Origin of the sequence: Trueperella bonasi, from assembly GCF_030811535.1 — a bacterium.
In the GTDB taxonomy this organism is placed as follows: Bacteria; Actinomycetota; Actinomycetes; order Actinomycetales; family Actinomycetaceae; genus Trueperella; species Trueperella bonasi.
In genome coordinates, this window is the sequence record NZ_JAUSQX010000001.1 from 1278001 (window position 1) to 1303926 (window position 25926).

Below are 25926 nucleotides of genomic sequence, written 5' to 3' on the forward strand. Positions count from 1 at the left end.
CCCTTTTGCCTGCATATTAGTTAACATCAGCTTAGACAGCACAAGTATCGAAGGAGGACCATGAGTTTGGATTTAGTCACGATCGGTGAGGTTATGGGAACCCTTCGATTGCGCGGGCAATTTGGTGTTGGCAATGAAGCGGGCATCACCATGTCGGGCGCGGAAGGCAATGTTTCGATTGCCTTGGCACGTCTCGGGCATAACGTGCAATGGGTGGGCAGCCTTGGGCCGGACACTTTTGGTGAGGGGATTTTACGAACCTTGCGGGGCGAACGGGTCGGCGTCGATTTCGTCGAGCGACGAGAAGAGCAGACGGGCCTGGTGGTCGTGCGAGGCATGGGTTCGGAAGCTAAGCGCGTGGATTACCATCGCGCAGGTTCAGCAGGAAGCCACTTCTCGCAGGCACAGATTGCTGCGGCGATCGAGGCTCGGCCGCGGATTGTTCATCTCACGGGGATCACTCCGGCGTTGAGCGAATCTGCGCGTGAGGCGACATTCCAGATGGTGCGCGAGGCAAAAGAGGCGGGCATTAAGATTTCTTTCGATCTCAATTACCGTAGCCGCTTGTGGTCACGTGAGGAGGCGACACCGGTACTGCAGGAATTAGCGAGTATGGCCGATATCGTCATTGGCGGCACCACGGAGTACGAAATACTCACAACATATCCAGACCCACGTAAAGCCATGGAGACCGTGTACAAGCGCGGAGTTTCTGAGGTTGTGTGGAAAACGGACGACTTGGCACGAGTGCAAACGAACGAGGGCGTGATCGAGTGCCCGAATCGCAAGGTTAGGGTTGTCGATCCGATTGGCGCTGGTGACGCGTTCGTGTCCGGCTACCTGTCGGCATGGCTTGATGGTTTGGGTCCGTATGATCGACTCGCTCGGGCCCACATGCTTGGTGGTTTGATCGTTGCTTCCGACGGCGACTGGGAAGCTCTTCCGCTGAGGCGTGAATTGGAGATGCTTGAGGCTTTGCCGGGCCGTAGTTTGCAGTCAGGCGAGGTTCTTCGCTGAGCCACATGCCAGGCTCTGCAATAATTCTCACCGAATCGGCTCTGCAGAAATTCCGTGCAGTTTTCAAAGATTGTGTGAAAAGTATCAACCCCGGTGCTACCTTGGTGGTTAGGTGGGAATCTGGTCACAGCGAGGTCGCTAGATTTGTGGCCTGAGGTTGCCTAGGTTTCCGGCTAGAACGAACGCAAGCCAACCAATGTCGGTTGGTGGGGCGGGAGTTCACGTCATCACACCCTGACAAAGGAACTCACATGGAAATTGATATCTTTTGGCTCATTGCAGCCTTTGGTGGAGGCGCTTTCGGCGCTGCCATTGGCGGCCAGACGGCCTTCATTTTCACCGGTCTGATGTACCTCATCGGTTTAGGTACATATATGGCTGGTTTTGACGCCGGGCCATACATGAATTCGGTTGTCTTCGGACCGGTCTTCGGTCCGCATATCGCCTTCTTGGGAGGTGCAGCGGCCGCGGCCTATGCTGCAAAGGTCGGTGCTATGCCGAAGGGCGTTAACGGCCGAGATATTGTTAGCCCTCTAGCTGGACTTGGCCGTTCGGACGTGCTCATGGTCGGCGGTGCCTTCGGCATTTTCGGCTACATCGTCAACAACTTTTTTGCATGGGCGCTGCCGACATTCAAGGCTGGCGATCCTGCCCTGCACTACGGAAACGAAGTGATTGGTGCGACTGATACCGTTGCGCTCACAATTATCGTTTTGTCGATTGTTATCCGCTTCGCATTTGGTAGCACCGGTCTTTTCCAGAAGACCAATGGTCTTGGCCTGCTCGAGGTGGGCGAGGGCAAGCACTGGGTGGAACATCAGGAAAAGTGGGGAGTTACGGCCGCACACGGTTTGACCTCCGGCTTGATGTCCGCCTTTGCAACCCTCGTAGTCGTTCAGTACTTCTTCCCGGCATCCCCTAGTATCGTCAACCACGCACAGCTGATCGGCTGGGCGATTTCGGCGGTTACCCTCGTCTTCTTGACCTGTGGTCTGAAGACGCCGGTTACCCACCACATGACGATCCTCGCTTCGATCGCTGCGCTCAAGTTCGCTCCGATCATTGCGGGCACGTCGGACGTGCTTGCCTGGTCCTCGAGCCATCTGGCGATCGCAGTCGTCATCGGCGGCATCGTTGGCGCGCTCGGTGGTTTGCTCGGCGAGGCGCTCTCGCGTATGACTAACGCCAATGGCGACACCCATATTGATCCCCCTGCATTCGCAATCTGGACCGGAACAACCGTCCTGTTTGCAATCACGGCGATCCTTGCCTAAAATCCTTGGGCTCGCCCGATTCAATCGGGCGAGCCCAATTTTTCATCACTTGAGCGGGGTGGAGCTAGACGGGTGCTGAACTCTACCGAAATTCTCCTCGTCAAGCCCCCCCCAGTTTTACGCCGTACTCATACGCGGTTTTAAAAAAGGACAATCATGCAGTTTTCCTCACCGACCCAGTTGTACGATGCCTATGTTTTTGACCAGGATGGAACCATCTATCTCGGTGAAGAACTCCTTCCGGGAGCAAAGCGCCTCATCGAAGGATTGCGCAAGCTCGGCAAACCCGTCCGCTTCCTATCAAACAATCCAACGAAGGATCCGAGCGAGTATAAGGAAAAACTCGACCGCCTCGGAATCCCAACACCGCTCGATGAGATCGCCAACACCGTGGTGACGACAACTCGTTGGTTGAAGATGCATCACCCGGACGCCGTCGTCTATCCAATTTCGGAAGAGCCACTTAAACGTGCGCTGCGCGATGCGGGAATTAAAATGAGCGAAAATCCCGAAGAGATCGACATCGTGATCGCTTCCTACGACCGCACTTTCGAATACAAGAAACTGCAAATCGCATTCGACGCGATTTGGTATCACAAGCGCGCATTTTTAATCACCACAAATCCGGATAAGTACTGTCCGTTCCCGGGCGGGCGAGGCGAGCCCGATGCTGCCGCGATCGTCGGAGCGATCGAGGCATGCACCGGCACCAAGCTTAAGGCCAATATGGGCAAGCCCGAACCGGAAATGCTCGAGGCCGCGCTCGGAGACTTAGATGTAGACCCCAAGAATTGTATGATGGTCGGTGACCGTCTCGGCACTGACATCGGCATGGCCGTCCGGACCGGCATGGCTTCAACGCTGGTTTTGACGGGAGATAACACCGCCGAGGACGCTCAGGAGCTGCCCGAAGATGAGCAGCCAACCTACGTACTCGAACGCATCGATCACCTTATTCCTGCGCAAATTCGCGAGGAATGGGGATGGTCTGACGACGACGTCGCATAATCACGAGAACCCCTCGATTCACTAGGAAAGAATATGACTAAGAAAGCAGTTAATTTTAGGTACACTCACGGTCCCTATTTGATGGGTATTGATTTTGGCACGGAGTCGTGCCGCGTGGGAATTTTTGATCCTGTCGGCTCGCCTCTCGCGTTTGCGGCGACGCCGTACAAAACTACCTACCCGCACCCGGGGTGGGCAGAACAGGATCCGGAGGATTGGAAGCAGGCGCTCGTCGCCTCGACTCGCAAGGTTATGGCGCGCGCGGGCATTGAGCCTCCGGAAATTGCGGGTATTTCGTATGATGCGACGACGATGACCGTGGTTCCCGTGGACGAAAACGGCGATCACCTGAGCAACGCGATCATGTGGATGGACGTGCGAGCAACCGAGCAGGCTGCCCGCGTGGTGGAATCACAATCTCCAGCAACGCGATACACCGGCGGCGGTACGCTCCCGCCCACGGCGGAGTGGTTCCCGTTCAAGGCCGCGTGGTTGCGTGAAAACGAACCGGAGCTTTATAAGAAGGCCTACCGCCTTGTGGATGCCCCCGACTGGCTGACATATCAGCTGACCGGCCGGTGGACGGTCAACATTAACACTGCCGCCCATCGTGCCTACTACGACCGCGACAATGGTGGCTGGCCAGTGGACCTATACGAAGAGGCCGGAGCGGGCGACGTTTTCGACAAGATTCCGGAAGACGTCGTGGACCTCGGCGTTCACATCGGCGGGCTAACCAAATGGGCTGCAGAAGCACTTGGACTGCTTCCGGGCACGCCGGTTGCCCAAGGAGGCGGCGACGCCTGGCATGGCCAGATCGGCCTGAACGCGTTGAGCCCGGGCAAGATGTCGCTCGTGACGGGCTCCTCGCACGTCATGTCCGGCCAGGCCGACCAGCCAGTCTCCGGCCCGGGCTTCTTCGGCGGGTACACCGACGGCGTCGTGCCCGGCCAGTACACGGTGGAAGCCTCGCTAACATCGTCGGGCTCAGTGCTGAAATGGTTCAAGGATCAGTTCTGCCAAGACATCGAAAAGGGCGCCAACGAGCTCGGCATTTCCGCCTACGACGTGCTCAACCAGCGCTCGCGTGAGATCCCGATTGGCTGCGAGGGCCTCATCATCAACGAATACTTCCAAGGTAATCGCACGCCGTGGTCAGATGCGAAGGCGCGCGGCGTGTTTACCGGCCTTGCACTTGGGCACACCCGTGAACACATGTATCGCGCGATCCAAGAGGCGGTGTGCTACGGCGTCGAGGCGTCGATGCGCAAGCTCAAGGAGGCCGGTTTTGAGGTCGAACAGTTTGTGGCCGCTGGTGGCGCGACCAAGTCGCGCGACTGGATCCAGATGCATTCCGACGTCACTGGTATTCCGATTGTGATGACTGAGGTTGGCGACGCCGTCACCCTCGGCTCGTGCATCCTTGCGGCAACCGGTGCAGGCATGTACGACTCGATGCAGGAAGCTGCCGACGCCATGGTTCACGAGCGCGAACACATCGAGCCAAACATGGCAGCTCACGAAGAGTACAAGTTCTACGCGGATAAGTACGTGGAACAGTACGCGCTGAACCAGGATCACATCCACGCGGTTGTGGATCACGTGTCAGCAAGGCGCAAGTAGGGGCATGATGATGGCGGTCAAGCAGACACAGGAAGAAAGGCAGACGGGCATTATCGAGCTCATTATCGAGCGCGGTACTACCCGGGTTGAAGAGCTGTCCGAGCACTTCGACGTCTCTGCCATGACCCTGTATCGGGACTTGGCCGCCCTCGAAGCACGCCATATTATTACGCGAAACAAGGGTGCTGTATCGCTTCTTGTGAGCTCCATTTCGGAAACACCATTTGAGTTTCGGCTCGGCCAAGAACAGGACGCAAAGAGCACCGTTGGCAAGGTAGCTGCGAAGATCGTGGATTCGTATTCCACGATCTTCGTAGACGATTCCACAACCGCGTACTACGCGATTGACCATATTGCTGATCCGGGTGCGAAAGCGTTCATCACGAACTCCCTGGCTGCGGCAAGCAAAATATCGCAAGGTGAGCACAAGAGCTTGACCGTGCTTGGCGGGCGGCACGTGCGCCAACTAGATGCCATGTTCGGGCCCTCGGCGAGCCGCACCGTACGCGAACTGGCATTTGAAACCGGGATCTTTGGTGCCGCCTCGATCAAGGACGGCTCCATTTTTCACCCCTACTCAGACGCGGCATCGTTCAAGAGCGAGCTGATCAAGCGGGTGAATGTGCCGATCTTGCTCGCTACCGCTTCGAAACTCGACAGGGTGGCGCTTCACAGAATCACCAACGTTGCCGATTTCACGTACCTCGTGATCGACGATTCGATAACCGAGGCCGCACTAAGCGAATTAAGTATTCAAACTAACGTGATCGTAGCCGATCGCTAGGAAAGGAATTTACAATGACTGAACTCATCAAGAAGGCGCTTGAAACCGCTACAGAAACCAAAGACATCATCTTCGGTCACGACGTCAACAAAGAAATTGGGCCAATGTTTAAGCGGCTCTACCCGGATATGAAGGCGATCGTCGTTGCCGACGACAACACGTGGGGAGCGGTCGGCGACGTCGTCGTGAAGTCCCTCGAAGAAGCGGGCGTGGAGTTTGCGGACGAACCCTATATTTTCCCTGGAACTCCAACGCTTTACGGTGACTACGACAACACGGAAAAGCTGCGTGAAGCCATCCGGCCCTACGAAAACACGATCATGGTCTCCCTCGGAGCTGGCACGCTGAATGACATCGCCAAGCTGGCATCGGGTGAGCTCGGCCGTGAATACATCAACGTGTGCACGGCGGCCTCAGTTGACGGCTTTGCCTCGTTCGGTGCGTCGATCTCGAAGGATGGCTTCAAGATCACCCGGTCCTGCCCGGCGCCAGCCGCTCTGATCATGGACGTACCGACGATGGTCGAAGCCCCTTACCGTCTCACGGCCACGGGCTATGGCGACCTCATCGAAAAGATCCCCGCAGGGGCGGACTGGATCCTCTCCGACGAGCTCGGAATTGAAGCAATCGACGACTACGTGTGGAGCCTCGTCCAGGGTAACCTTATGGAATCGCTCGACGATCCGCAGGCCGTACGCGATACCGATCCGGATGCGATCGCCAAACTCGGTGAAGGTCAGCTCATGTCCGGCCTGGCCATGCAGGCACATCAGTCTTCGCGCCCCGCATCGGGAGCCGGCCATCAGTTCTCTCACACCTGGGAAATGGAAGGCCACGGACTTGACTGGGAGCCGCCCCTCAGCCATGGAAACAAGGTTGGTGTGGGCACGGTTGCGTCGCTTGCCCTGTGGGAAGAGTTCCTCAAGCTTACGGAAGAAGATTTCGACGTCGAACGTGCGGTAGAACGGCTGAAGACGCCCGAAGAGGTCGAGGCCAACGTGCGTGCCGCACTCAATGAGAACCTGCAAGAAGAAGCGGTCAAGCATTCGCTGAGCAAGCTACTTACCGAAGAACAAGTGCGCGAACGAGTGGCGTTGCTGAAGGAAAAGTGGCCAACCATCAAGGAGCGCTGCGAAAAGCAGATCATTCCGGCACGTCAGGCGATGGACATGCTCAAGACAGCGGGGGCTCCCTACCATCCGGAGCAACTCAAGGTGGATTGGGATCGCTTCCGTGAAACCCACTTCAAGGCGCAGATGATCCGCCCACGCTACACGGTTCTCGACATCCTCACCGACCTTGGCATTTTTGAGGAGACTGTTGACAAGTTGTTTGCCGAGGATGGCTTCTGGGGCCAAAACCGCCATCCGGATGCGGAATAACCTCAGCGAATTAACTCACTAACGCAAAGGAGCGTCATGTCAGAAAAATATTTGATTGGTGTTGATTTTGGTACGTTATCTGGCCGCGCCGTCGTCGTGCGCGCCTCGGATGGCGTGCAGGTTGGCACCGCGGTAACGGAATACAAGTACGCGGTCATGGACCGCACTTTGGACGCGGGCGACGGGCAGAAACTTCCGCCCGAATTTGCACTGCAAAACCCAAGCGACTACGTGGACGTGCTCGGTGAAGCGATCCCGAATGCGATCAAAGACGCTGGAATTGATAGGGACGACATCGTTGGCGTCGGGATCGATGCGACATCGGCAACCGTGTTCGTCACCGACGAGGACGGCAAGCCATTATCCGAATACGACGAGTTCAAAAACGAACCGCACGCCTACGTGAAACTGTGGAAGCACCACGGTGGGCAAGACCAAGCTGATCGCATTATCGCGCTTGCCGAGGAACGTGGCGAACCGTGGCTCGAGCGTTACGGTGGGATTCTCTCCTCCGAAATGCTGTTCCCGAAAGTTCTGGAAACCTTCGAAAAGGCGCCGCACGTATACGAAAAGGCCGCGCATTTCGTGAACCTGGTTGACTGGGTGACCTGGAAACTCACCGGTGAGCTGAGTTTTGCGGCCTCCGATTCGGGCTACAAGCGCATGCTCACCGACGGCGAATACCCCTCGGTGGAATTTAACGAAGCGCTCGCGCCGGGCTTTGGCGACGTGTTCGAAAAGAAGATGAACGCGCCCATTAAACAGCTGGGCGAAAAGGTCGGCACCGTGACGGAAGAGATGGCCGAGCTGACTGGGCTGCCCGCAGGGGTTGCCGTCGCTGCCGGAAACATCGACGCGCACGTCGTCGTCGCCGGTGCAAACGCAGTCAAGCCAGGCCAAATGACCGCCATCATCGGAACTTCCGGCTGTTACGTGATCAACAGCGAGGAATACCACGCTGTGCCGGGCGTGTTCGGCAATGTCGAAGGCGGAGCCGTGCCGAAGCTATGGGGCATTGAAGGTGGCCAAACCGCCGTCGGTGATGTGTTCGCATGGTTCGAATGCAACAGTGTGCCCGAAGCATACGAGCAGGCGGCACGTGAGGAAGGTAAATCGATCCTTGACTACCTGATGGACAAGGCGTTCGAGCAGGAGATTGGCGAACACGGGCTCGTGGCGCTCGACTGGCTAAACGGCAATCGTTCCATCCTTTCCGATGCCCGCCTATCAGGTGGCATTATTGGCCTGACACTGCAGACCACACCGGATGAAATTTACCGCGCGCTCATGGAAGCCACGGTGTTTGGCATCCGCGTGATCGTGGAAAACTTTGAAGAGCACGGCGTGCCGGTCACTGATATTGTGGCCGCCGGTGGTCTGCTGAAGAACAGGCACTTCATGCAGTTGCTTGCGGATATTACGCGCAAGCCGGTATCGGTTTCCGAGGCGGAACAGACGGGCGCGCTCGGCTCGGCGATCTTCGCATCGGTAGCGGCAGGCGTTTACGACGACGTGTACGAAGCGGCTGAGAAGATGGCGCAGGTCAAAGAAAACGCTTACGTACCAAACGAAGAAGCGGCAGCCAAGTACGATGAACTGTTTGCTATCTACAAGCAGCTTCATGATTACTTTGGCCGCGAAGAAACCGGGATCATGTACAAGCTCAAGGACATTCGCGCTCGTGCCTTCGAGGAGTCGGCCAAGTGAGACTTGTTGACGAGCCAGCACAGGTGCAGGAAGCCGTTGAGCAGACTCGACGGCGAGTGTCCGAGCTTCATGCCGAATTACCAGCCAATGGCCTAGTCGTATGGACGGCGGGTAACGTCTCGGAACGAGTTCCAGGGACCGACCTATTCGTCATCAAACCCTCGGGCGTGCGCTACGAAGAGCTCACGCCCGAGGCGATGGTCGTATGCACGCTGGATGGCAACAAAATCGAGGATGGCACGCCAGCCGAGCTGACGCCGTCGTCGGATACTGCCGCCCACGCCTACGTGTACCGGCACATGCCGGAAGTAGGCGGGGTGGTACACACTCATTCGCCGTACGCGTGTGCGTTTTCAGCTGTATACCGGCCGATTCCGTGCGTGCTGACCATGATGGCGGACGAGTTCGGCGGGGACGTGCCCGTTGGTCCGTTTGCGATCATCGGCGACGATTCGATCGGGCAAGGAATCGTGGAAACTCTGAAAGATTCACGTTCGCCTGCCGTGCTCATGGGAAATCATGGACCGTTCACGATCGGCAAAAATGCAAACGCCGCGGTCAAGGCCGCGGTCATGGTTGAAGAGGTAGCCAAGACGGTCGCGATCGCTGAATCGCTCGGCGAGCCGCGCCCGATCGCGCAAGAGCACATCGACGTGCTCTATGACCGCTACCAAAATGTGTACGGGCAGGGCCAAGCTGGCTCCGGCTCGGAAGCTTGAAAGAGGAATAAAATGGGAGATGGACCACTGGTCATAGCTCTGGACTCGTCCACGTCGGCAACGAAGGCGGTTGTGGTTGGAGATTCGGGGCAGGTTGTAGCCTCGGGCAGCTCACCAATCGAACTGCTCACGCCCGGGATGGATCGTTACGAACATGATCCGCAGGAATGGTGGGCTTCGACGCACATCGCGATTTCCTCGGCACTGTATTCGATGTCGAGCTCGCAGAAGAAACGGATCAAGGGAATCTGTATTACGCATCAGCGCGAGAGTTTTGCGTTGGTGGACGAGAACGGTAAGGCGTTGCGGCCGGCTATTTTGTGGCTGGATTCGCGGGCGGGCGTGGAAATTAAGGAATACGGTTCCGATGAGATTCACGAGCTGTCCGGTAAGCCTGCCGATACCACACCGGCCATTTACAAGATGGCATGGCTGAAGAAACACGAGCCGGAAGAGCTGGCCGAAGCGGCGAAGGTCGTGGACGTGCATGCCTATCTGGCCTACCAGTTGGTGGGTAAGTGGGTATCGGCCATGGGATCAGCCGACACGCTAAATCTGATGGATATCGAGGCCCAAGACTACTCCGACAAGTTGCTTGAGATCGCCGGGGTTCGGCGTGACCAGATGGCAGAGTTGGCCCGGCCGACGGAAACTATTGGCACGCTCAAGCCCGAGCTGGCCAGCGAGTGGGGGTTGAACGACGACGTCGTGTTGATCGCCGGTGTTGGCGATGGGCAGGCCGCAGGGCTGGGTACGAATGCAATCGAGGAAGATGTTGCGTATGTGAACGTTGGCACCTCGGTTGTGTGCGGTATCCACTCGAAGAAATTTGCATACGATCCGTCCTACCGCACATTGCTTGCTGGGATTCCCGGGCAGTATGTGCTGGAGATCGTGCAGAATTCTGGTTCTGTGCTACTCAACTGGTTCCGCAAGGAGCTGGGTGATCCCGCGCTTGATGGGCGGATCGATCCGGCGTTGGATGAGGCCGCGGCCCAAGTGCCGCTTGGTTCGGAAGGGCTGCTGACGGTGCCGTATTGGAATGCCGTGCAGTCCCCATACTGGGAGCCGTTTGCGAAAGGCATCATGGTGGGCTTTGGTTCTGCGCATACGCGTGCGCATATGTACCGTTCCATCATGGAGGGCATCGCGATCGAGTTGCGTGAAAATATTCGTAGGGTTGAGAAGTCGACGGGTAGGGAGATCCGGGAACTGCGTGCCACCGGTGGCGGTTCGCGCAACTTGCTGTGGCGGCAGATTTTCGCGGACGCGACCGGTAAGCCGATCATCGTATCGGGCGTGGACGAGGTATCCGCGCAGGGCGCGGCGATCATGGGCATGGTAGGTATTGGGGCTTTCGATGACGTGGCCGCTGCCGCCGAGGCGATGACGACCTTCACTGCTAGGACCGAGCCCAACATGGACACCCACGAGCGCTATGGCAAGCTCGCCGAAGTGCAACAGGAGATCTATCCGAAGCTGGAAGACATCTTCGAAAAGATCAACCAGATTTAAAAGCGGTGGGGGCCGGCCTGGCGTGTAGCGAGGCCGGCCCCTTTAGTCTCGGCAACCGGCAAATTTGACCTATCCATCACTCTGGCTACCCACCGACCCAGCCATTTACTGTGACTTTCAGTGTTTTGACGAATATTTTGGCCTATTTAAGGAAATATTTCACAACAAATGGCCTGTAGCCATTGGCCAACTCTGAGTCCTTAATTCCGAAAGGTGAAACAATGACGTTTTTAGTAAATAATCCAGAAGAGTTTGCGGGGGAGGCGCTGGCTGGTTTTGCCGCCGCGTACTCCAACTATGTTCAACCCATTCATGGCGGAGTAGTCCGTTCGACGGCCAGCCCCGAGGGTGAAGTTTCCATCGTTGTAGGTGGAGGCTCCGGCCACTATCCCGCATTTGCAGGTTGGGTGGGAGAAGGAATGGCTCACGGCGCAGTGGCAGGAAATATTTTCTCATCACCGTCAGCATCTCAGGCCGTGTCGGTCGTCAAGGGCGCCGATAACGGCGGCGGCACGCTCATTATGTTCGGCAATTATGCCGGGGACGTGCTCCATTTCGGTAATGCCGCTGAACAGTTGCGCGCCGAAGGCGACGACGTTCGGATCTTCACAATTTCGGACGACATCGCATCGAACTCACCTGAAAATCATCGTGACCGCCGAGGAATTGCCGGTGATCTTTTGGTTGTGAAGGTTGCGGGTGCTGCGGCTGCTGACGGTAAGAACCTCGATGCGGTTGAGAAGGTTGCTCTTCGTGCCAACGATCGAACTCGCACACTGGGCGTGGCCTTTACGGGCTGCACTTTCCCGGGTGCGAAGGAGGCACTCTTTGAGGTTGAGGATGGCACTTTCGGCCTTGGGCTTGGAATTCATGGCGAGCAAGGAATCTCGACTCACGAGATGATGAGCGCCAATGAGATCGCAAAGATGCTCGTGGAGAAAGTTCTGGAAGAAGAGCCTGAGCGAGCCGGCGGCTATGACGGCCGGGTAGCAGTCCTCGTCAACGGCCTTGGCGCCACCAAATATGAGGAAATGTTCGTTTTCTATGGTGCGGTCAAACACTTGCTCGAAGAACGCGGATTGACGATCGTTGGGCCCGTCGTCGATGAGCAGGTCACCTCACTCGACATGGCAGGAATCTCGCTGTCTCTCATGTTCCTCGATGAGGAGCTGGAAAAGTATTGGCTCGCCCCGGCGAATACGCCTGCCTTCCGAGTTGGCAACATCGAATCGGACGCGGCTCCACGTGAAATCCACGAAAGGGCGGACGAGGAGATTCCGCAGGGCGCTCCGCCGTCGCAGGAACTGGCAAAGAAGATTGCCGCAGTACTCGAGGCTTTCGAGAAGAAGGCTCGCGAGGCTGAAAAGGAACTAGGCAAAATGGATGCCGTAGCTGGCGATGGCGATCACGGACAAGGAATGGTGCTCGGTTCGACTGCCGCCGCGAAGTCTGCACGAGAGTCAGTGGAAGCAGGGGCAGGTGCGCGGACGCTGTTGGCTCGTGCCGGTGCGGCATGGTCAGAGGGGGCTGGCGGAACAGCCGGCGCTCTTTGGGGAGGCGCACTTTCCGCAGTTGGCTCCACGCTTTCGGATGAAGACGGAGCTGATCAGCAAACTCTGCGTGAAGCGGTGCTTGCTGGAACTCGTTCCTTCGTGACGCTTGGCGGTGCCGACGTTGGTGATAAGACGATCGTCGATGCTTCCGAAGTGTTTGCCGGTGAACTTGAAAATGACGACGCCGAACTTTCGGTCGTTTGGAAGAATGCCGCGGACGCTGCCGCCAAGGCCGCAGAAAAAACAGCCGACTTCGTCGCGAGGAAGGGGCGGGCGCGTACTCACGGTGAGCAGTCGATCGGAACTGCAGATCCGGGAGCGACCTCCTTCGCGATGCTCATGGCGGTGGTCCCCGAATACCTGTAAATTCGTGGTGTATAGGAACCTTTCGCGGGTATTGGTTACTCGCGCATTTTAAGGAGAAATAATGCTTGCAGCGCAGTTGAATGCGCCCGAAGATCTGAAATTGGTTGAAAAAGATAGGCCGACGGCCGGGCCGGGAGAGGTCTTGCTGAAGATCGAGGCCAATACGATGTGCGGTACCGATTATCGCCTGTATACCGGAGCGAAAACTGCTGGTGTGCGAGGTGGCGTGGTGCCCGGTCATGAGATTGCCGGAAGAGTCGAGGAAATTGGTGAGGGTGCGGAACAAATCGTGCCTGGGCTTGAAGTGGGGCAGCAGGCTACGGTGTCGATCGTCGTCTCGTGCGGTTATTGCCGTAACTGTCTGAATGATCGTGAGCATCTGTGCGTGAATCTCGAGTTATTCGGCTATGCCATCGATGGAGGCTTGCAGGAGTACATGGTCGTGCCAGAGCGCGCGTTGCGGCGTGGCAATTTGATCACGACTTCCGAAGAACTCGATCCCAAAGCGCTGTGCCTAGCGGAACCGATCTCCTGCTGTTTGAACGGCCTCGACCAGTTCAAAGTGGAGGCTGGGGATACTGTGGCGGTTCTAGGTGCGGGGCCAATTGGCCTTATCCACGCCCAGCTTGCGCTCGCGAGCGGCGCGAAGCACGTTTTCGTGTCGAATCGCAGCGAGGAGCGTCGCAAGGTAGCTGATAGGCTCGGCGCGATTGGCGTCGGGCCTGACGAGCTGGCAGAACGGGTAGCTGCGGTAACTGATGGTGCGGGAGCCGACGTCGTGATCGTGTGTATCGGCGCGCCGGATCTCGCTCAGGAAGCTTTGGAGCTGGCAGCAGAAGGAGGCCGCGTGAATTATTTTGCCGGCTTCCCGAAGGGCTCTACGTCCGAGATGGAGCCGAATCTGATCCACTACAAGGAACTGAAGGTTACGGGTGGATCGAATGCCCGGCGTCGCGATGTTGTGCGCGCGATAAAATTACTGGAGAAAGGCGTGATCAACGTGGGTGAAATCGTGACTCACACCTTCCCGCTTTCGAAGGTGAAAGATGCCTATGCGGCCGTTAATGATCGGCTTGGCGTGAAAATCTGCGTGGTGCCGGACTCGCTGTATCAGGGGTAGCTGTTCCAGCCATTTGTTGTGACTCTGAGCGTTTTGATGAATGTTTTGGACGGTATCCGGGTAATTCTCACAGCACATGGCCGACTAGCCAGATAGCTAATACAAAAAGTGGTGGCCCGTTTGAGGCCACCACTTCTTTTGCTGGTCGTATTTTGAACGGGCTTACTTCTCGTCGCCAGCTTCAAAGCTGCAGATCGCATCAATCTTCTCTTTCGAGCGCGAATTCGGATCGAACTCGTACTTGAGGTACTCCTCCAGGAGCTTTTCAGCGAGCTTGGTGCCGATAACCTGCGATCCCATGGAAATCATGTTGGCGTTATTGGATAGCACGGCGCGCTCTGCCTGGTATACGTCGTGAATCATTGCGCAGTAAGCACCTTCGACTTTGTTGGCCGCAATGCCAACACCGATGCCGGTACCGCACACGAGGATGCCACGATCGTATTCCTTGGCAGCAACGGCCTTGGCGACGTCGATTGCCACGTTCGCGTAGATCGGATCGTCGGAGCCGAGGTCGTGAACTTCGTGACCTAGTTCCTCAGCCTTGGCTTTGAGGATTTCTTTAAGTTCTGATGCGTTGGGATCGCCACCGAATGCGAGCTTCATGTTTCTCCTTAAATTGTGGGGATGAGTCCGTTTCAGTCTATCGCGCGGGTAGCGGTTTCAGCGGGTGTTTAGCCAATGACGAAGCGTTTAGGATTGTTTGGATCCACATAAATTTGTACGGCTTGGCCGACGTCGAAAAAGGGCCTTACGCCCGGGTATTCCTTGGTGAAAGCGCGAGTGTCATCGCCGCGCGTGCCCGTGGCTGTGAGGGTGTAGGTGGTGCTGCCTGTAATAGACGATTTGATTTCGCGATCGATGGAGGTGATGATGGCGTCGTAAATCAATCCGGTTTCTTTAAGCTGGTTGTCTGCCGCGTTGGTGCGCAGATTGTAGACGGCAAGGTAGCCGCCCGCGACGACGAATGTGAGGCTTACGAGAAAGAATATCCAGGCAGTCGCTTCGGCTCCGCGTGAGTTGATGAAGGTCGCGATCAGAGCCACGACTCCGAACGCGGCGATCACGCCGCCGACGATGGCAAGTGCGATGCGTCTATTCATTTTTCTCCTGTGCGAGCTGCTTTTGTGCGATTTTCTTCTTGCAGGGTGTTGGGCACGATGATGAGGTACTTTTCGGGGTCATCGGGGTCGATTCCAACTTCGAGTTTCTGCCCTTCTCGCACGTCCGGCTTGTGGAAAGAAAAGCTTTGCTGGAAGACGCGCACTGCGCCGTCGTCGGCTTTGCCACGCGCTTCAACGAGCCAGGGGTGCTGGCCGGCAATCGTGATGTCGGGATTGACGCGAATTTTGGTAACTTTCGCGGTGATTCGAGGGCAGGCGAGTAGGCGGGCTTCTTCGGCGACGAAGGCACTGCGCGTGCGGCGGAAGGAAAACACGCTAGAAATTAGCATGAGTACGCCAGTAATCGCCACGACCGCACCGACCGGGGTGAACGTGTCAAAGCCTTGCCAAAGCCCAAAGAGGGCAATGATTGCGCCGCCCAGAATCACGATCGGGGCGAGCGCACTGAGAACGGCGAACTTACGTAGCGAATATTCCATGTTGCTAAGTCTAACCGCACATGTATTTGTACTGTTCACTGTGAGACTTAAGGCTATTTTTTACTTGTTCAGGGCAGTAAAATTTGAGGTGGTTATCGATGAGCTAATTTAAGGAGAAAAGGTGGCTCTTGAAGGTAAGGTCGCGCTGATCACGGGCGCGGGTTCTGGTTTCGGCAAGGCGACTTCGCTACTGTTTGCGAAGAACGGCGCGAAAATCGTGGCTGTCGATCTGAATCTTGAGGCCGCGCAGGACGTGGTTGCTGAGATCGAGGCTGTAGGAGGTTCGGCTCTGGCGTTGAAGGCCGATGTGTCTCACGAGGATGAAATTAAAGCGGTAATTGACCGCGCGGTTGAGGAGTACGGCCAGCTCGACATCTTGTTCAATAATGCTGGCACCTACGTGCATGGCAACGTTGAGGAGACGAATTCGGAAGGCTGGCACAAATCGCTTGACGTTAACCTGAGCTCGGTGTTCTACGGCGTGAAGCACGCCATTCCGCACCTGAAGAAGACGAAGGGGAATATTATTTCGACGGCGTCCGCGGGCGGCGTTATTGGTTTCCCGTCGGCTGTCTCTTATGCGGCGACGAAGGGCGGCGTGATTTCGTTGACGCGTGCCGTGGCTGTGGATTACGCGGGCGACGGTGTGCGGGCCAACTGTATCGCGCCGGGCACGGGCGAGACGGGCATGACCCACGACCTGCTCGAGGACCCGTCCATCAAGGAGGGCTTCTTGGCGCCGATTCCGATGAAGCGGCTCGGCCAGCCTGAGGACGTGGCGAAGGCTGCGCTGTTCTTGGCCTCCGACCAGGCTGATTACCTCACAGGTGTGGTGCTGCCTGTTGATGGTGGCTGGACCATGTCGTAGGAGATTCTGAGTAACTCAAGTGCCCGGTTTATGCTGCACAACTGTGTGGTTAAAGACCGGGCACTGCTCTTATTTGGCCACTTTAGTTCGGCATGTGCATAACTAATCACCCGGTTCCGGAAACCTAATACACTGAGTTAAACGCGCGCAAGACAGTAGAGAAGGGAGTGGAGTATATGACTGTATACGTCGACGTAGCTCCTGAACTCTTGATGTGGGCTGTTGATCGCGCGGGCTGGGATGAATTCGAAATCGCGAAGAAAGAACCGCGGCTCCATGAATGGGTGGGTGGTCAAAAGAAACCTACTTTGAAGCAATTGCAGAAGTTCTCCCATTCCACTCACACACCTTTTGGTCTGCTATTTTTGCCTGAGCCGCCTGAGGAAGAGATTCCAATTCCGGATATGCGCACTATCGGAAACGTGGCCGTTGGACGGCCGTCTGCGGACCTCCTTGATACGATCCATCTGTGCCAGGAACGGCAGGATTGGTATCGATGGTACGCCCGTGATAACGATTTTGAACCTGTAGGTTTTATTGGTTCGGCGGCTCTTACAGATCGCCCTGAGAAGGTTGCCTTGGAAATCCGTGAAATCCTTGAATTTGACAAGGAGAAGCGGAAAATGTTTTATCGCTGGGAAGATTCTCTGAGCTACTTACTTCATGCCATAGAAGGCTTGGGAGTCATGGTGATGATCAATGGGATTGTTGGCTCGAATACCAACCGCAAACTAGACCCGAACGAGTTTCGTGGCTTCGCTTTGGCAGACCCTTTGGCACCGTTGATTTTTGTGAATGGTGCGGATACGAAGTCGGCACAGATTTTCACTCTGACCCACGAACTTGCGCATCTTTGGCTTGGTCATTCTGCTCTCTCTGATATGCAACTGGCGAATCGGGATGTTCCTGACGAGGAATTGTGGTGTAACTATGTGGCGGCGGAAGTGCTCGTTCCCTTGAGGGAGTTCGAAGTCGCCTACCGGGGCGAGACAACCGTTGCGGAGCTGGAGCGGCTCGCTAAAGAGTTCAAGGTAAGTACGCTGGTTATCCTGCGAAGAATTTACGACGCCAGCCTGCTGTCCTGGAATGACTATCGCAAACAATATATTGAAGAACGTGAACGTGTGCTGGAGCTTTATGTAGGTAATGAGTCCACAGGAGGCGGGAACTTTTACAACTCACAGATGCGGCGTCTCGGTCGGCGATTTGGAAGGGCGGTAGTATCTAGCGTTTATGAAGGATCTACGAGTTTTCGCGAAGGCTATCAGCTTCTCGGTACGAGAAAACACGACACCTTCACGAACTTAGCTGCAAAGCTTTTGGAGACGTAATGTTCATTCTAGATTCAAATGTGTTCATAGAAGCAAAGAATAGGTATTACGGATTCGATTTTGCTCCGGGGTTTTGGGATTGGCTTGAGTGTGCACAGCAGCAGTCTCAGATCTGCAGTTTGGAGGCAGTTCGAAAAGAACTGGAAGCCAGACAAGATGAACTGTCAAAGTGGGCGGTGAGGAATAAACCCCTTTTTCGGAAATTGGATCAAAAATCTGCTGACGTGTTTCCTGCACTTACTTCGTGGGCGAAAGGCCAAAACTATAGCCAAAGCGCGATCACAAAATTTGCGAACAATTATGCGGATTATGAACTGATAGCTTATGCGAAAGCACATTCCTTGGTTCTTGTGACACACGAGAAGTCAAGTCCGAATTCGCGTACGTCGATAAAAATTCCCGACGCCTGTCGCGCCATGGGTGTGAAAGTTGTGGATACTTTTGAGATGCTGAGGAGCGCAAGTGCGCGCTTAATCTTAGCGTGACACGTATGCCGGCATTGATTCCAAAGACCCAAACTGTACAATCGGCTCACTTCAACTTGACGAAACATAATCGGGGGGGGAAGCGAACTGATTCCCAGCATGACCGTCCCGAAGCGCTGCTGGAAGTCGGTTTTGCAGGGTGCTGCGGTTGCCGAGCCTGTCGTCCATTAGCTACTTGTCGTAGAAGGCACCGTGTTGCGGGGGGGGGCTGCTCGAGCCCGATCCGTTGTTGACTCTTGGGTAGCTTGCGCCAGTGGCGCGGATGTTGACGTGGGCATTGTGCTCACCCGTATATTTGGCCATTTCGGGGGATGAGTATGGCGAACTTGGTGGGGGCGTGCGGGCAGGCTGGAAAGCTTCCGTGCGAGCGCGGAGTAGCTTCCAACAACGCGGGAGAACTGCTATCCGGTGGAGTTCGTTTCCGCGACGGAGACGAAGAAATCCGACACCACATCGGAGTGTGCGCATTTTCGCAGTACACCATCGTCGACCAGGCCAGCGTGGTTAAAGTGCCGCGCGAGCTGCCTGCCGAAATTGCCGCACTGTTCGGGTGCGCGATGATCACGGGCGGTGGTGCGCTCATGAACGACGCTCAGCCAAAGTCAGGTGACACTATCATGGTCGTAGGCGTTGGCGGCGTCGGTTTGGCGACCATCCTGATGGCCCTCACGATTAAAGAGGCGACTGTGATCGCCGTCGACGGTTTGCAAAACAAATTAGAACACGCGCTCGCGATCGGTGCCCACAAGGCAATGACGCCGGCAGAGGTAATTGAAAAGGGCGTCAAGGCTGATGTCGTTATCGAAGCTGCTGGCAATGTCAAAGCATTCGAAACCGGTGTCAAAGCTTTAGCTGTAGGTGGCACATTGGTCACGGTGAGCTTGCCGAAGGCGTCAGATATGGCAGAAATTTCGCCACAGCAGCTAACCGCCGGCGGGCGCACACTACGGGGGAGCTACATGGGGTCTGCTGTTCCCAATGTGGATATTCCAAAATATGTGGAGCTCTATCAGGCGGGCAAGTTACCTCTCGAGCATCTGGTCTCCTCGTATATTGAGTTAGATGAGATCAACGAGGCGATGGATCGATTAGCTAACGGATCGGAACTGCGGCAGATAATTCGGTTCTGATCACCGCGCACGAGAGCCCTCTGATACTAACAGGCGTGCTTAAGTACCAGAGGGTTCCGTGCTCTGTAGGCAATCGTTCGGGCCATAGTTTACTTGGTTCCTCGGAAGCGCTGATGCGGCCATCAAATTCAGCTGGCCTCAAGTTATTCCTGACCTCGAAATAGTGTCAAAGAGTTATATGTTTATGTGTGCATGATGTTTGGGTGGAGACCTGACATTTGAGGGACGATCCCAGCGCAATCTTGGCATATACGAAGATCGGCCCAGAATCATCCCTCAAATGTCAGCCACCGGGCAATAACAAGGCAAATTTCGTGGGATCCTCAGGATCTACGGCGATCGCGAGCCCGAATAGTCCGAAGTTCCCCGGCGATCCTGAGCCACCTGGTTCTGCGCCGCTTCTGTGAAATCTTCGAGGGCAGAAAATGGTTGGTATTCCGGAAGATCCGCAAAGCCAGAGAACATGTTGCCGCAAGGATCACTGGAGGGCTTTCTTTGCCCGTGAGCAACAGGACAGCGCCAAGGCCATGAGGTAGTCGGCGTACGAATCCTCGCTTTCACTTGCAAGAATTTCCGCCACAAGCGCGCCTGCCCGCATCACAACATCGCGAGTCGAAAATCCAGGCAGGATGCCATCTTCGTTCATCGGCCAGTCTTTGAGCAGGGCGCGGCCGCGCGGCGTAGCTTTCAGGTTCTTGCGGTATTGGCGAAGATGCTTCGCGCTTCGCAACGTGTGATGGATATTTGAGAAATTTTGCGTATTCATTTCATTGGGGCGGGAAGCTTCGAGGCTGCGCTTGTTGATGCCGGTTTCGTTGCAAAGAAGCTGGAGCGAGGCCCCCGTCAGATTCCCCGTGTCCGTCAGTTTCAGACGATCCTCAGCGGCGAGGGTCAGCGTCACCAGGTAAGGCCGGAAAACTTGATGGACAAGCTCGGGGTCAACATTGTCGTCCGTGAACGGAATCGCCTTCTTGGCGGGTGCGACGCCGTTCACCACAGCCAGCGCCTCGGGTTCGCGGAACTTCTTGAGCCGGACTTCAAGTGCAATCGCTTCAGCCGTGGATTCGGGTGAGTCTTGAGCCGTGTTTGTAGAATACCTGTGCCCGTAGTGAACCGCACCTGTTCATTCGTTCCGATAGATTGATCCGCGCGAATTTGAGGAGGGCATTTGGGAGGGGCAGTCGACGAATATTCGCGTTGAGCGGCCATCAATTTCCCAAGAAGAGCTCGTGAGTGTGAGCGTTAAAATTTCTGCGTCGATGCTCAAAGACATCGACGCCAAGTCTTCCAACCGCTCTGAATTCATCCGAGAAGCAATTGCCCAAGAGCTGAGGGCTTAGCTCGTAGCGAGCCTACGATCGGGAAACTGGAAAGAGAGCCTAAAGGTTCTCGATAATTCGAGCCTTTGCCTGGGCGAACTCTTCGTCGCTCAGAATGCCTTCCGTGTGAAGGATGCTTAATTTCCGAAGTTTCTCCGGAGCTGATGGTTCTAGGCTCTGTGCCTGGCTTTAGAAATTTGCGGCTGCACTGGCGCTTCGTTCGAAAGAGGCTTACCAAGTGCCTTCATTGCGGCACGGTAAAGCGATTCGCCCATGGAAATATGTGAACGTTCAAATTTCTGGTCAGCTATCACTTCGTTCGTAAGTGAATGCACGGTGTATTCACTTACGAACGTCAGGCATGCCTTGCCATGCCTTTTCGATAGGTAGTGCCCAACGCCTGCCACTGCCAGCCCGGGTAGGGAGCCACGAAACCCGCGCAAAGTACCGCCGATGATCGAGACTGCCGATCCGATTAACGTGGCTCCAGAGGCATCGGTGCCAACACTTGAGCCAGGGTCAAATGAAGCGTCAATTAACCGTTCAAATGGGGCAAAATCGCCGTTGGGGGCCAACATTTTACGGGACGTGGAGATGCGAACATAGGCGAATTAATACACCTCGATGTAAAACATGTGGCTCATGTGGGTTCGAAGCGTACACGGCTAATCTCCATTGGTTAGTGGCTCGGCCCGCTAATGTTATTTTCGTTGATTATATTGAGTTTTGCTCTCGGTCGGAAGTATGGACTAAGCGCTTTTCGATCACGACAGCGCTCAGAGCGATCGCCACGGCCAACATCACCCCAACCCCGGGTAGGGCCAACGGCGTCACCCGGGTTAGCAGCAGACCCGTAAGCGGGGGAGCGATCAGCATTCCCGTGTAAGCCAAGCCCATTTGGATGCCCATCATGCGCTCGGTGTTGAGGGCGCCGAATCTGCGCGCCGTTTCTTGCAGCATCATGGGATAGATCGGCCCGCATCCAAAGCCAGCCACGGTAAATCCGGCCAAGCTCACTGCCGGCACTGGAGCAAATAATGCCACAGCGCCCAACACGAGCACGCCAGCCCCGGCCCGTAATAGCTCGTAATTTGATAGCCGACTCGCAGCTACGCCGGCTGCGATGCGCCCCGCGGTGATCCCGATATAGAAGGCCGCGCCGCCGGCTGCCGCCGAGTCCTCTTCAAGTCCGAAGCGGCTGACGAAATATGTGGCTCCCCACAGACCCAGCGTCATCTCCACAGCTGAGTAGGAAAAGAAACCCACAAGAATAATTGCCAAGTTCGGCATTTTAAACCAAGGTTTGGATGTGGGATCGGCTCCCGTTGGTACGTTCGGCAGTTCCGCATCGTCGACGACGGCCGACGGACTTTCGCCGTCGCTGTGTTCTGCCCACAACCCGCGCGAGCCTAAGAAAACTACGAATAGCAGCGCCTGCAAAATCCCGATTGTTACGTACGCTGGCCGCCACTGGTCACTAATATTGAGCCAAAATCCCACGATTAACGGTCCGAGCGCAGCGCCCACGCCCCAGGAGGCATGCAGGAAATTCATGTGCCGTGAGGAGTAATTGACCGCTACAAAGGCATTCAGAGCGGCATCGATAGCTCCACCACCCAGTCCCAGAGGCACAGCTAAAACCAGTAGCCACCCAAAGCTTGGTACGAATGCGTAGCCAAACAGTGCCAGCGCAGTCAGAGCCACTGACGTGGCGGATACTGCGAATGTGCCGAATCGGCGCAACAGCCATCCAGACGAAAAGGAGGCCGTGATCGTCGAGAGCACCACCACTATCGTAACCAGTGCGGCCGCGGCACTATCTGCCCCAAGTTCCGTGTGCATCGACGGCCAGGCGGCGCCCACAACGGCATCGGGGAGTCCTAAGGAAATGAACGCGGCGTAAATGATCGCGAGGAGAACTGTCACGCACCCAGCCTACCGGGGCGCACCAAAATTCACCCATGGCCACCCTGAGGGCCCTAGCACGGCGGTGCTAAGAACTCCTCTCCAACCTAGGAGCCGTGCCCAATAAAAAGGTGGGCGTCCCAGTTTTCCCGGGACGCCCACCGTCGTTAGAGCGCCTCTTCTAGCCTGAGTAGCTATCTGAGGTCGCCCTCGGTAAATTCACCACTGCCCGAAGAGCCGGCTCCACCAGGACCGGCAGCTCCACCATGACTAGCGGCTCCATCAGGGCTAGCCGTGCCGTAGGCGCCAGCACTACCTTCACCCTGATATCCTGCCGCGGCACCAGCTGCTGCAGCTCCGGCGGCCGCCGAAGCGCTTGCCGCTTTCGCTGACTGCCCGGCCTTCGAAAATGCTGCGGCGATCTTCTTGCGGAAGATGATCACGAGCACGACCACAACAAGGAGCACGACACCGGCAATGATCCATCCGATCAGGGCGCTCTGGGTGGGCCCCGAAGCGTATCCGTAGAATGAATCAAAATAGCCGGATGTCGTTTGGAACGTGGCCGTCGAACCATCAACGTCCCACGAGTTCGAGTAATCATCGAAGGAGTTACCCGTTCCGAGGTTAATTGTTCCAGTGATCGATTTGATCTCCGCAGTACCGAGGAACTCATGGGGATACACCACGAGCTTAACCTCGTAATCTGAGTCAATCCATTCCTTTTCGATGCCATCAATCTCCTCGGCACCTATCAAACCGCCGGTGTAGTTCGAAGCGGGGCCGCCCACGCCCTCATAGGAGTTAAAGGAGATCGTGTAAGTGCGCATGCCATCGGCGTCGGAAGTGGACATCGTCGCGCCGTCCTGCGTTGGGGTCAGGCTTTCTTCAATGCCGTCAAGGAATGGTTCGAACTCCTCGGTGTCCACGACGACGTCAAGCGTGAGAGTCCACGAACGGGACATGCCAATATCCAGCACAACGTTGAGCGATTCAAACGTGATGCTCTTGTCGAAGACCAGGTTGAACGAGTTTAAGCTACTCGTTCGCATTTCGCCTTCGGGGTAGTATTCGGATTCGTATCCTTGGGGAGTTACCACACCGAATGTTTCGTTGCAGTAGCTGGCACACAGCCGCGAGGATTCGATGCCGCCCGAAAACTCACGTTCCATGCGGCCCATGCCCAAGTCTGAAGTATTTTCTACGTCTTCAAACACCGTGGTGTTTTCACCGAAGATCGCCTCTGATTTATTGATGAGATCTTCTTTGTCACCTGCGGTGAAACTGAGCGTGCGCTGATAGCCGGATGCACTAGGATCTACATCGGTATCAAGGCTGGTGTCTTTCAGGTCGAGCGAGGCAAAGAATTCGTCGTCGAGTGCGCGTTCTTCGTCGGAGACGCTACCGTTGCGTTCGAATCGAACGACGACGTCGTAGGTCCCGTTGGCTAGCGGCGTTAATTCGACGTGAACCCCGTCGAAACCGCCGTCTTCGACCTCGTCAATATTCAGCCTGCCTCCGTATGGTTGTTCGAAGGTTTCGCCGTTGTAGGTGAGGGTGGTTTTGTCTTCGCCGTCGATAACGCTCGACGCGTTTTCCTCTTCAAGGACGCCGTCGGCGACGAGCGCCTGTGGCGCCCAGGCAAGTAGCTCGGAGGAGGTGAAGTTTTCCTCGTAACCAAAGCCGGATTTGAGTGCGTCGTCAGAAGTGACAATTTTAATCTCGGGTTCGAGATCGACACCGCCGGTCTCGAGAAGTTTACCAACTTTGGCCTCGTAGTCCTCGAGCGAGGAAAAGGCGAGTGTGAACGAGCCGGTGATTTCCTCATCCGTGATCGTGAGCCCTGAAAATTCCAGTTCTTCAGGAAGATGGCTTTTTAGTGAGGTATCAACGGCCTCATAGCCGCCGTTAAGCGCATTTTCAGCATCGGCGTCCCGCTGTGCAACGAAAGACATCGTGCGGCTGCCCGCACCTTCTTGGTCCACATCAATATTGGTGCTAATGCGAGCTCCACAACCGGCGAGAAAAATGATCAGTGCCGCGAGGAAGGCGAGCGCTCCCCGGCGCGAACGCGGGGCGGGCGTCGTCGGCTCCCGTAGCGTTGAGGTAGGTGTGTGCGTGGCCATTAGCTCACCAGCAATTCGATAATGACAAAGCCAATGAACCCGGCTACGAACACCGACAGCGCGGTGAACAGCGTGTGTGGAATCAAAATCGACTTTTCGGGGCGCGCGACCTGGTTAAGCCCTACGTAGATGGAAAGCTCGCTCATGAATGCCGCCATGATTCCGAGAATTCCAAGGATCATCGAGGCAAGGATTGCGGTGACGGTCACGGGAATAATGCCGAAAATTGCGCCCAGCGCGAGAACGAAAACTAGTGGGATCACTGACACGGACCAGATGGTTGCCGCCATGGCAAAAGTTGCTTGGACACCACGGACCTTCAGAGTGAAGTAGAGGCCGGCGATGCGCGCAAAGATGAAAAGTGCTGAGGCGACCGCTCCAACCAGGAACAGTTTCAGGCTTGTTGTCAATGCGTTGTCAACGTAGCACATTCCGCCACCCAACATGGCCGTCAGTGCATTATCGACTCCTCGGGAAGCGGATATGGCGAAGCCGAAATAGAGCAGGCCGGTGAGAACGATGTAGGAGATCGTAGCGACTGGCCATAGGCGGCGGAAGGAATGGCCCATGCTCAACGCGTCGACGAGTCGACCAGAGAAAATCAGTTTCAAACCGGTCCAAAGCGCCCCGAAGGCGCCGCCGATCGACTCGGTTGGTGGGGTGGTAACCTGATACGGAATCGAATCGTGACCAGCATGTGGTTGATACTGCTGCTGCGGTGCCTGTTGGCTGCCGTCCGGCTGCTGATTCGAGTATGGCTGCTGGTTTGAGTAGGACTGTTCGGGTGAGGCTGGTTGAGTGGTGCCCTCGTCCTGCAAGTTACCGGCGGGAGATGGCGAAAACTCATTATTGTGTGGTGGCTGAAAGTGCTGGGTTTCCCCGGAATTTGACGTGGGATTTTGTTGATTTTCCACAGGTCCTCTTTCAACTGGCCCGGTTAAAGCTAACCAGATGCGTGCAATTTCTTCGGAATCCCCGCGGTATCAACCTCTGCAAAATGTTGTCCGCGCGTCTCAACACCGTGGTAAGAGGCATTGGCGGAGCTCCGACTAGGCGTTGGCGGTGTCGAAATTAGTCGGCGGCCAATGGTA

General features: G+C 56.1%; 23 protein-coding genes and 1 pseudogene. 15 read left to right on the forward strand and 9 right to left on the reverse strand.

The genetic code is table 11. From position 1 onward, the window contains the following. Positions 1 to 60: 60 nt before the first annotated feature. The 11 genes from J2S70_RS05935 (at position 61) to J2S70_RS05985 (ending at position 14068) form a co-directional block, all read left to right on the forward strand. A complete protein-coding gene (locus tag J2S70_RS05935; RefSeq protein WP_307682814.1) occupies positions 61 to 1017 on the forward strand; it encodes a sugar kinase in 957 nt (318 codons plus the stop codon). A gap of 251 nt (positions 1018 to 1268) precedes the next feature. Continuing rightward, positions 1269 to 2291 carry a hypothetical protein gene (locus tag J2S70_RS05940; RefSeq protein ID WP_307682815.1) on the forward strand — a complete coding sequence of 341 codons (1023 nt, stop codon included), beginning with the start codon at positions 1269 to 1271 and terminating at the stop codon, positions 2289 to 2291. Between the two features lie 156 nt (positions 2292 to 2447). Beyond that, positions 2448 to 3299, forward strand: a complete 852-nt coding sequence (locus J2S70_RS05945; RefSeq protein WP_307682816.1) for an HAD-IIA family hydrolase — start codon at positions 2448 to 2450, stop codon at positions 3297 to 3299. Between the two features lie 33 nt (positions 3300 to 3332). Beyond that, complete coding sequence (locus J2S70_RS05950; protein ID WP_307682817.1) at positions 3333 to 4922, forward strand: FGGY-family carbohydrate kinase; 1590 nt, start codon at positions 3333 to 3335, stop codon at positions 4920 to 4922. A gap of 4 nt (positions 4923 to 4926) precedes the next feature. Next, positions 4927 to 5706 (forward strand): DeoR/GlpR family DNA-binding transcription regulator, encoded by a 780-nt coding sequence (locus J2S70_RS05955; RefSeq protein WP_307682818.1) that lies wholly within the window; start codon positions 4927 to 4929, stop codon positions 5704 to 5706. 14 nt (positions 5707 to 5720) lie between these two features. Then, positions 5721 to 7088: a sn-glycerol-1-phosphate dehydrogenase gene (locus J2S70_RS05960; RefSeq protein ID WP_307682819.1), complete on the forward strand. Its 1368-nt coding sequence runs from the start codon at positions 5721 to 5723 to the stop codon at positions 7086 to 7088. Between the two features lie 36 nt (positions 7089 to 7124). After that, positions 7125 to 8795 (forward strand): ribulokinase, encoded by a 1671-nt coding sequence (locus tag J2S70_RS05965; RefSeq protein WP_307682820.1) that lies wholly within the window; start codon positions 7125 to 7127, stop codon positions 8793 to 8795. Continuing rightward, entirely contained in the window at positions 8792 to 9514 is a 723-nt protein-coding gene (locus J2S70_RS05970) for an L-ribulose-5-phosphate 4-epimerase (RefSeq protein ID WP_307682821.1), read from the forward strand. The genes J2S70_RS05965 and J2S70_RS05970 overlap by 4 nt, the downstream gene beginning before the upstream one ends. 12 nt (positions 9515 to 9526) lie before the next feature. Then, complete coding sequence (locus J2S70_RS05975; RefSeq protein ID WP_307682822.1) at positions 9527 to 11029, forward strand: xylulokinase; 1503 nt, start codon at positions 9527 to 9529, stop codon at positions 11027 to 11029. Positions 11030 to 11250: 221 nt separating this feature from the next. Continuing rightward, positions 11251 to 12948: a dihydroxyacetone kinase family protein gene (locus J2S70_RS05980; protein WP_307682823.1), complete on the forward strand. Its 1698-nt coding sequence runs from the start codon at positions 11251 to 11253 to the stop codon at positions 12946 to 12948. A gap of 61 nt (positions 12949 to 13009) precedes the next feature. Further along, on the forward strand, positions 13010 to 14068 hold the full coding sequence (locus J2S70_RS05985; protein ID WP_307682824.1) for an alcohol dehydrogenase catalytic domain-containing protein: 1059 nt from the start codon (positions 13010 to 13012) through the stop codon (positions 14066 to 14068). A 162-nt stretch (positions 14069 to 14230) separates the two neighbouring features. On the opposite strand, the gene J2S70_RS05990 is transcribed toward J2S70_RS05985, so the two are convergent. The 3 genes from J2S70_RS05990 to J2S70_RS06000 form a co-directional block, all read right to left on the reverse strand. Further along, positions 14231 to 14674 carry an RpiB/LacA/LacB family sugar-phosphate isomerase gene (locus tag J2S70_RS05990; protein ID WP_307682825.1) on the reverse strand — a complete coding sequence of 148 codons (444 nt, stop codon included), beginning with the start codon at positions 14672 to 14674 and terminating at the stop codon, positions 14231 to 14233. A gap of 68 nt (positions 14675 to 14742) precedes the next feature. Then, positions 14743 to 15171 (reverse strand): DUF3592 domain-containing protein, encoded by a 429-nt coding sequence (locus tag J2S70_RS05995; protein WP_307682826.1) that lies wholly within the window; start codon positions 15169 to 15171, stop codon positions 14743 to 14745. Beyond that, positions 15168 to 15671: a hypothetical protein gene (locus J2S70_RS06000; RefSeq protein ID WP_307682827.1), complete on the reverse strand. Its 504-nt coding sequence runs from the start codon at positions 15669 to 15671 to the stop codon at positions 15168 to 15170. The genes J2S70_RS05995 and J2S70_RS06000 overlap by 4 nt, the downstream gene beginning before the upstream one ends. A gap of 121 nt (positions 15672 to 15792) precedes the next feature. Between J2S70_RS06000 and J2S70_RS06005 the strand changes: the two genes are divergently transcribed. The 4 genes from J2S70_RS06005 to J2S70_RS06020 all read left to right on the forward strand — a co-directional run bounded on the left by J2S70_RS06005 (position 15793) and on the right by J2S70_RS06020 (position 19485). Further along, positions 15793 to 16539, forward strand: coding sequence for an SDR family NAD(P)-dependent oxidoreductase (locus tag J2S70_RS06005; protein ID WP_307682828.1), 747 nt, complete (start codon positions 15793 to 15795; stop codon positions 16537 to 16539). Positions 16540 to 16715: 176 nt separating this feature from the next. Continuing rightward, positions 16716 to 17870, forward strand: coding sequence for an ImmA/IrrE family metallo-endopeptidase (locus tag J2S70_RS06010; RefSeq protein WP_307682829.1), 1155 nt, complete (start codon positions 16716 to 16718; stop codon positions 17868 to 17870). Next, positions 17870 to 18355: a DUF4411 family protein gene (locus J2S70_RS06015; protein WP_307682830.1), complete on the forward strand. Its 486-nt coding sequence runs from the start codon at positions 17870 to 17872 to the stop codon at positions 18353 to 18355. The genes J2S70_RS06010 and J2S70_RS06015 overlap by 1 nt, the downstream gene beginning before the upstream one ends. A 317-nt stretch (positions 18356 to 18672) precedes the next feature. Then, the gene (locus tag J2S70_RS06020; protein WP_307682831.1) at positions 18673 to 19485 is read left to right on the forward strand and encodes a zinc-binding dehydrogenase; all 813 of its coding nucleotides are present in this window, start codon (positions 18673 to 18675) and stop codon (positions 19483 to 19485) included. 478 nt (positions 19486 to 19963) lie between these two features. Here the strand turns inward: J2S70_RS06020 and J2S70_RS06025 are convergent, their stop codons facing one another. From J2S70_RS06025 to J2S70_RS06050, 6 genes and pseudogenes are all read right to left on the reverse strand, one after another. Then, positions 19964 to 20482 (reverse strand): hypothetical protein, encoded by a 519-nt coding sequence (locus J2S70_RS06025; RefSeq protein WP_307682832.1) that lies wholly within the window; start codon positions 20480 to 20482, stop codon positions 19964 to 19966. Positions 20483 to 20864: 382 nt separating this feature from the next. Beyond that, positions 20865 to 20948, reverse strand: a pseudogene (locus J2S70_RS08885) (hypothetical protein); the annotation flags it as partial. A gap of 26 nt (positions 20949 to 20974) precedes the next feature. Then, positions 20975 to 21382, reverse strand: a complete 408-nt coding sequence (locus J2S70_RS06035; protein WP_307682834.1) for a hypothetical protein — start codon at positions 21380 to 21382, stop codon at positions 20975 to 20977. A 136-nt stretch (positions 21383 to 21518) separates the two neighbouring features. Further along, on the reverse strand, positions 21519 to 22730 hold the full coding sequence (locus tag J2S70_RS06040) for an MFS transporter (protein ID WP_307682835.1): 1212 nt from the start codon (positions 22728 to 22730) through the stop codon (positions 21519 to 21521). Between the two features lie 173 nt (positions 22731 to 22903). Further along, positions 22904 to 24835 (reverse strand): hypothetical protein, encoded by a 1932-nt coding sequence (locus J2S70_RS06045; RefSeq protein ID WP_307682836.1) that lies wholly within the window; start codon positions 24833 to 24835, stop codon positions 22904 to 22906. Beyond that, the gene (locus J2S70_RS06050) at positions 24835 to 25749 is read right to left on the reverse strand and encodes a hypothetical protein (RefSeq protein WP_307682837.1); all 915 of its coding nucleotides are present in this window, start codon (positions 25747 to 25749) and stop codon (positions 24835 to 24837) included. Before J2S70_RS06050 ends, J2S70_RS06045 begins: the two co-directional genes overlap by 1 nt. Between the last annotated feature and the right edge of the window lie 177 nt (positions 25750 to 25926).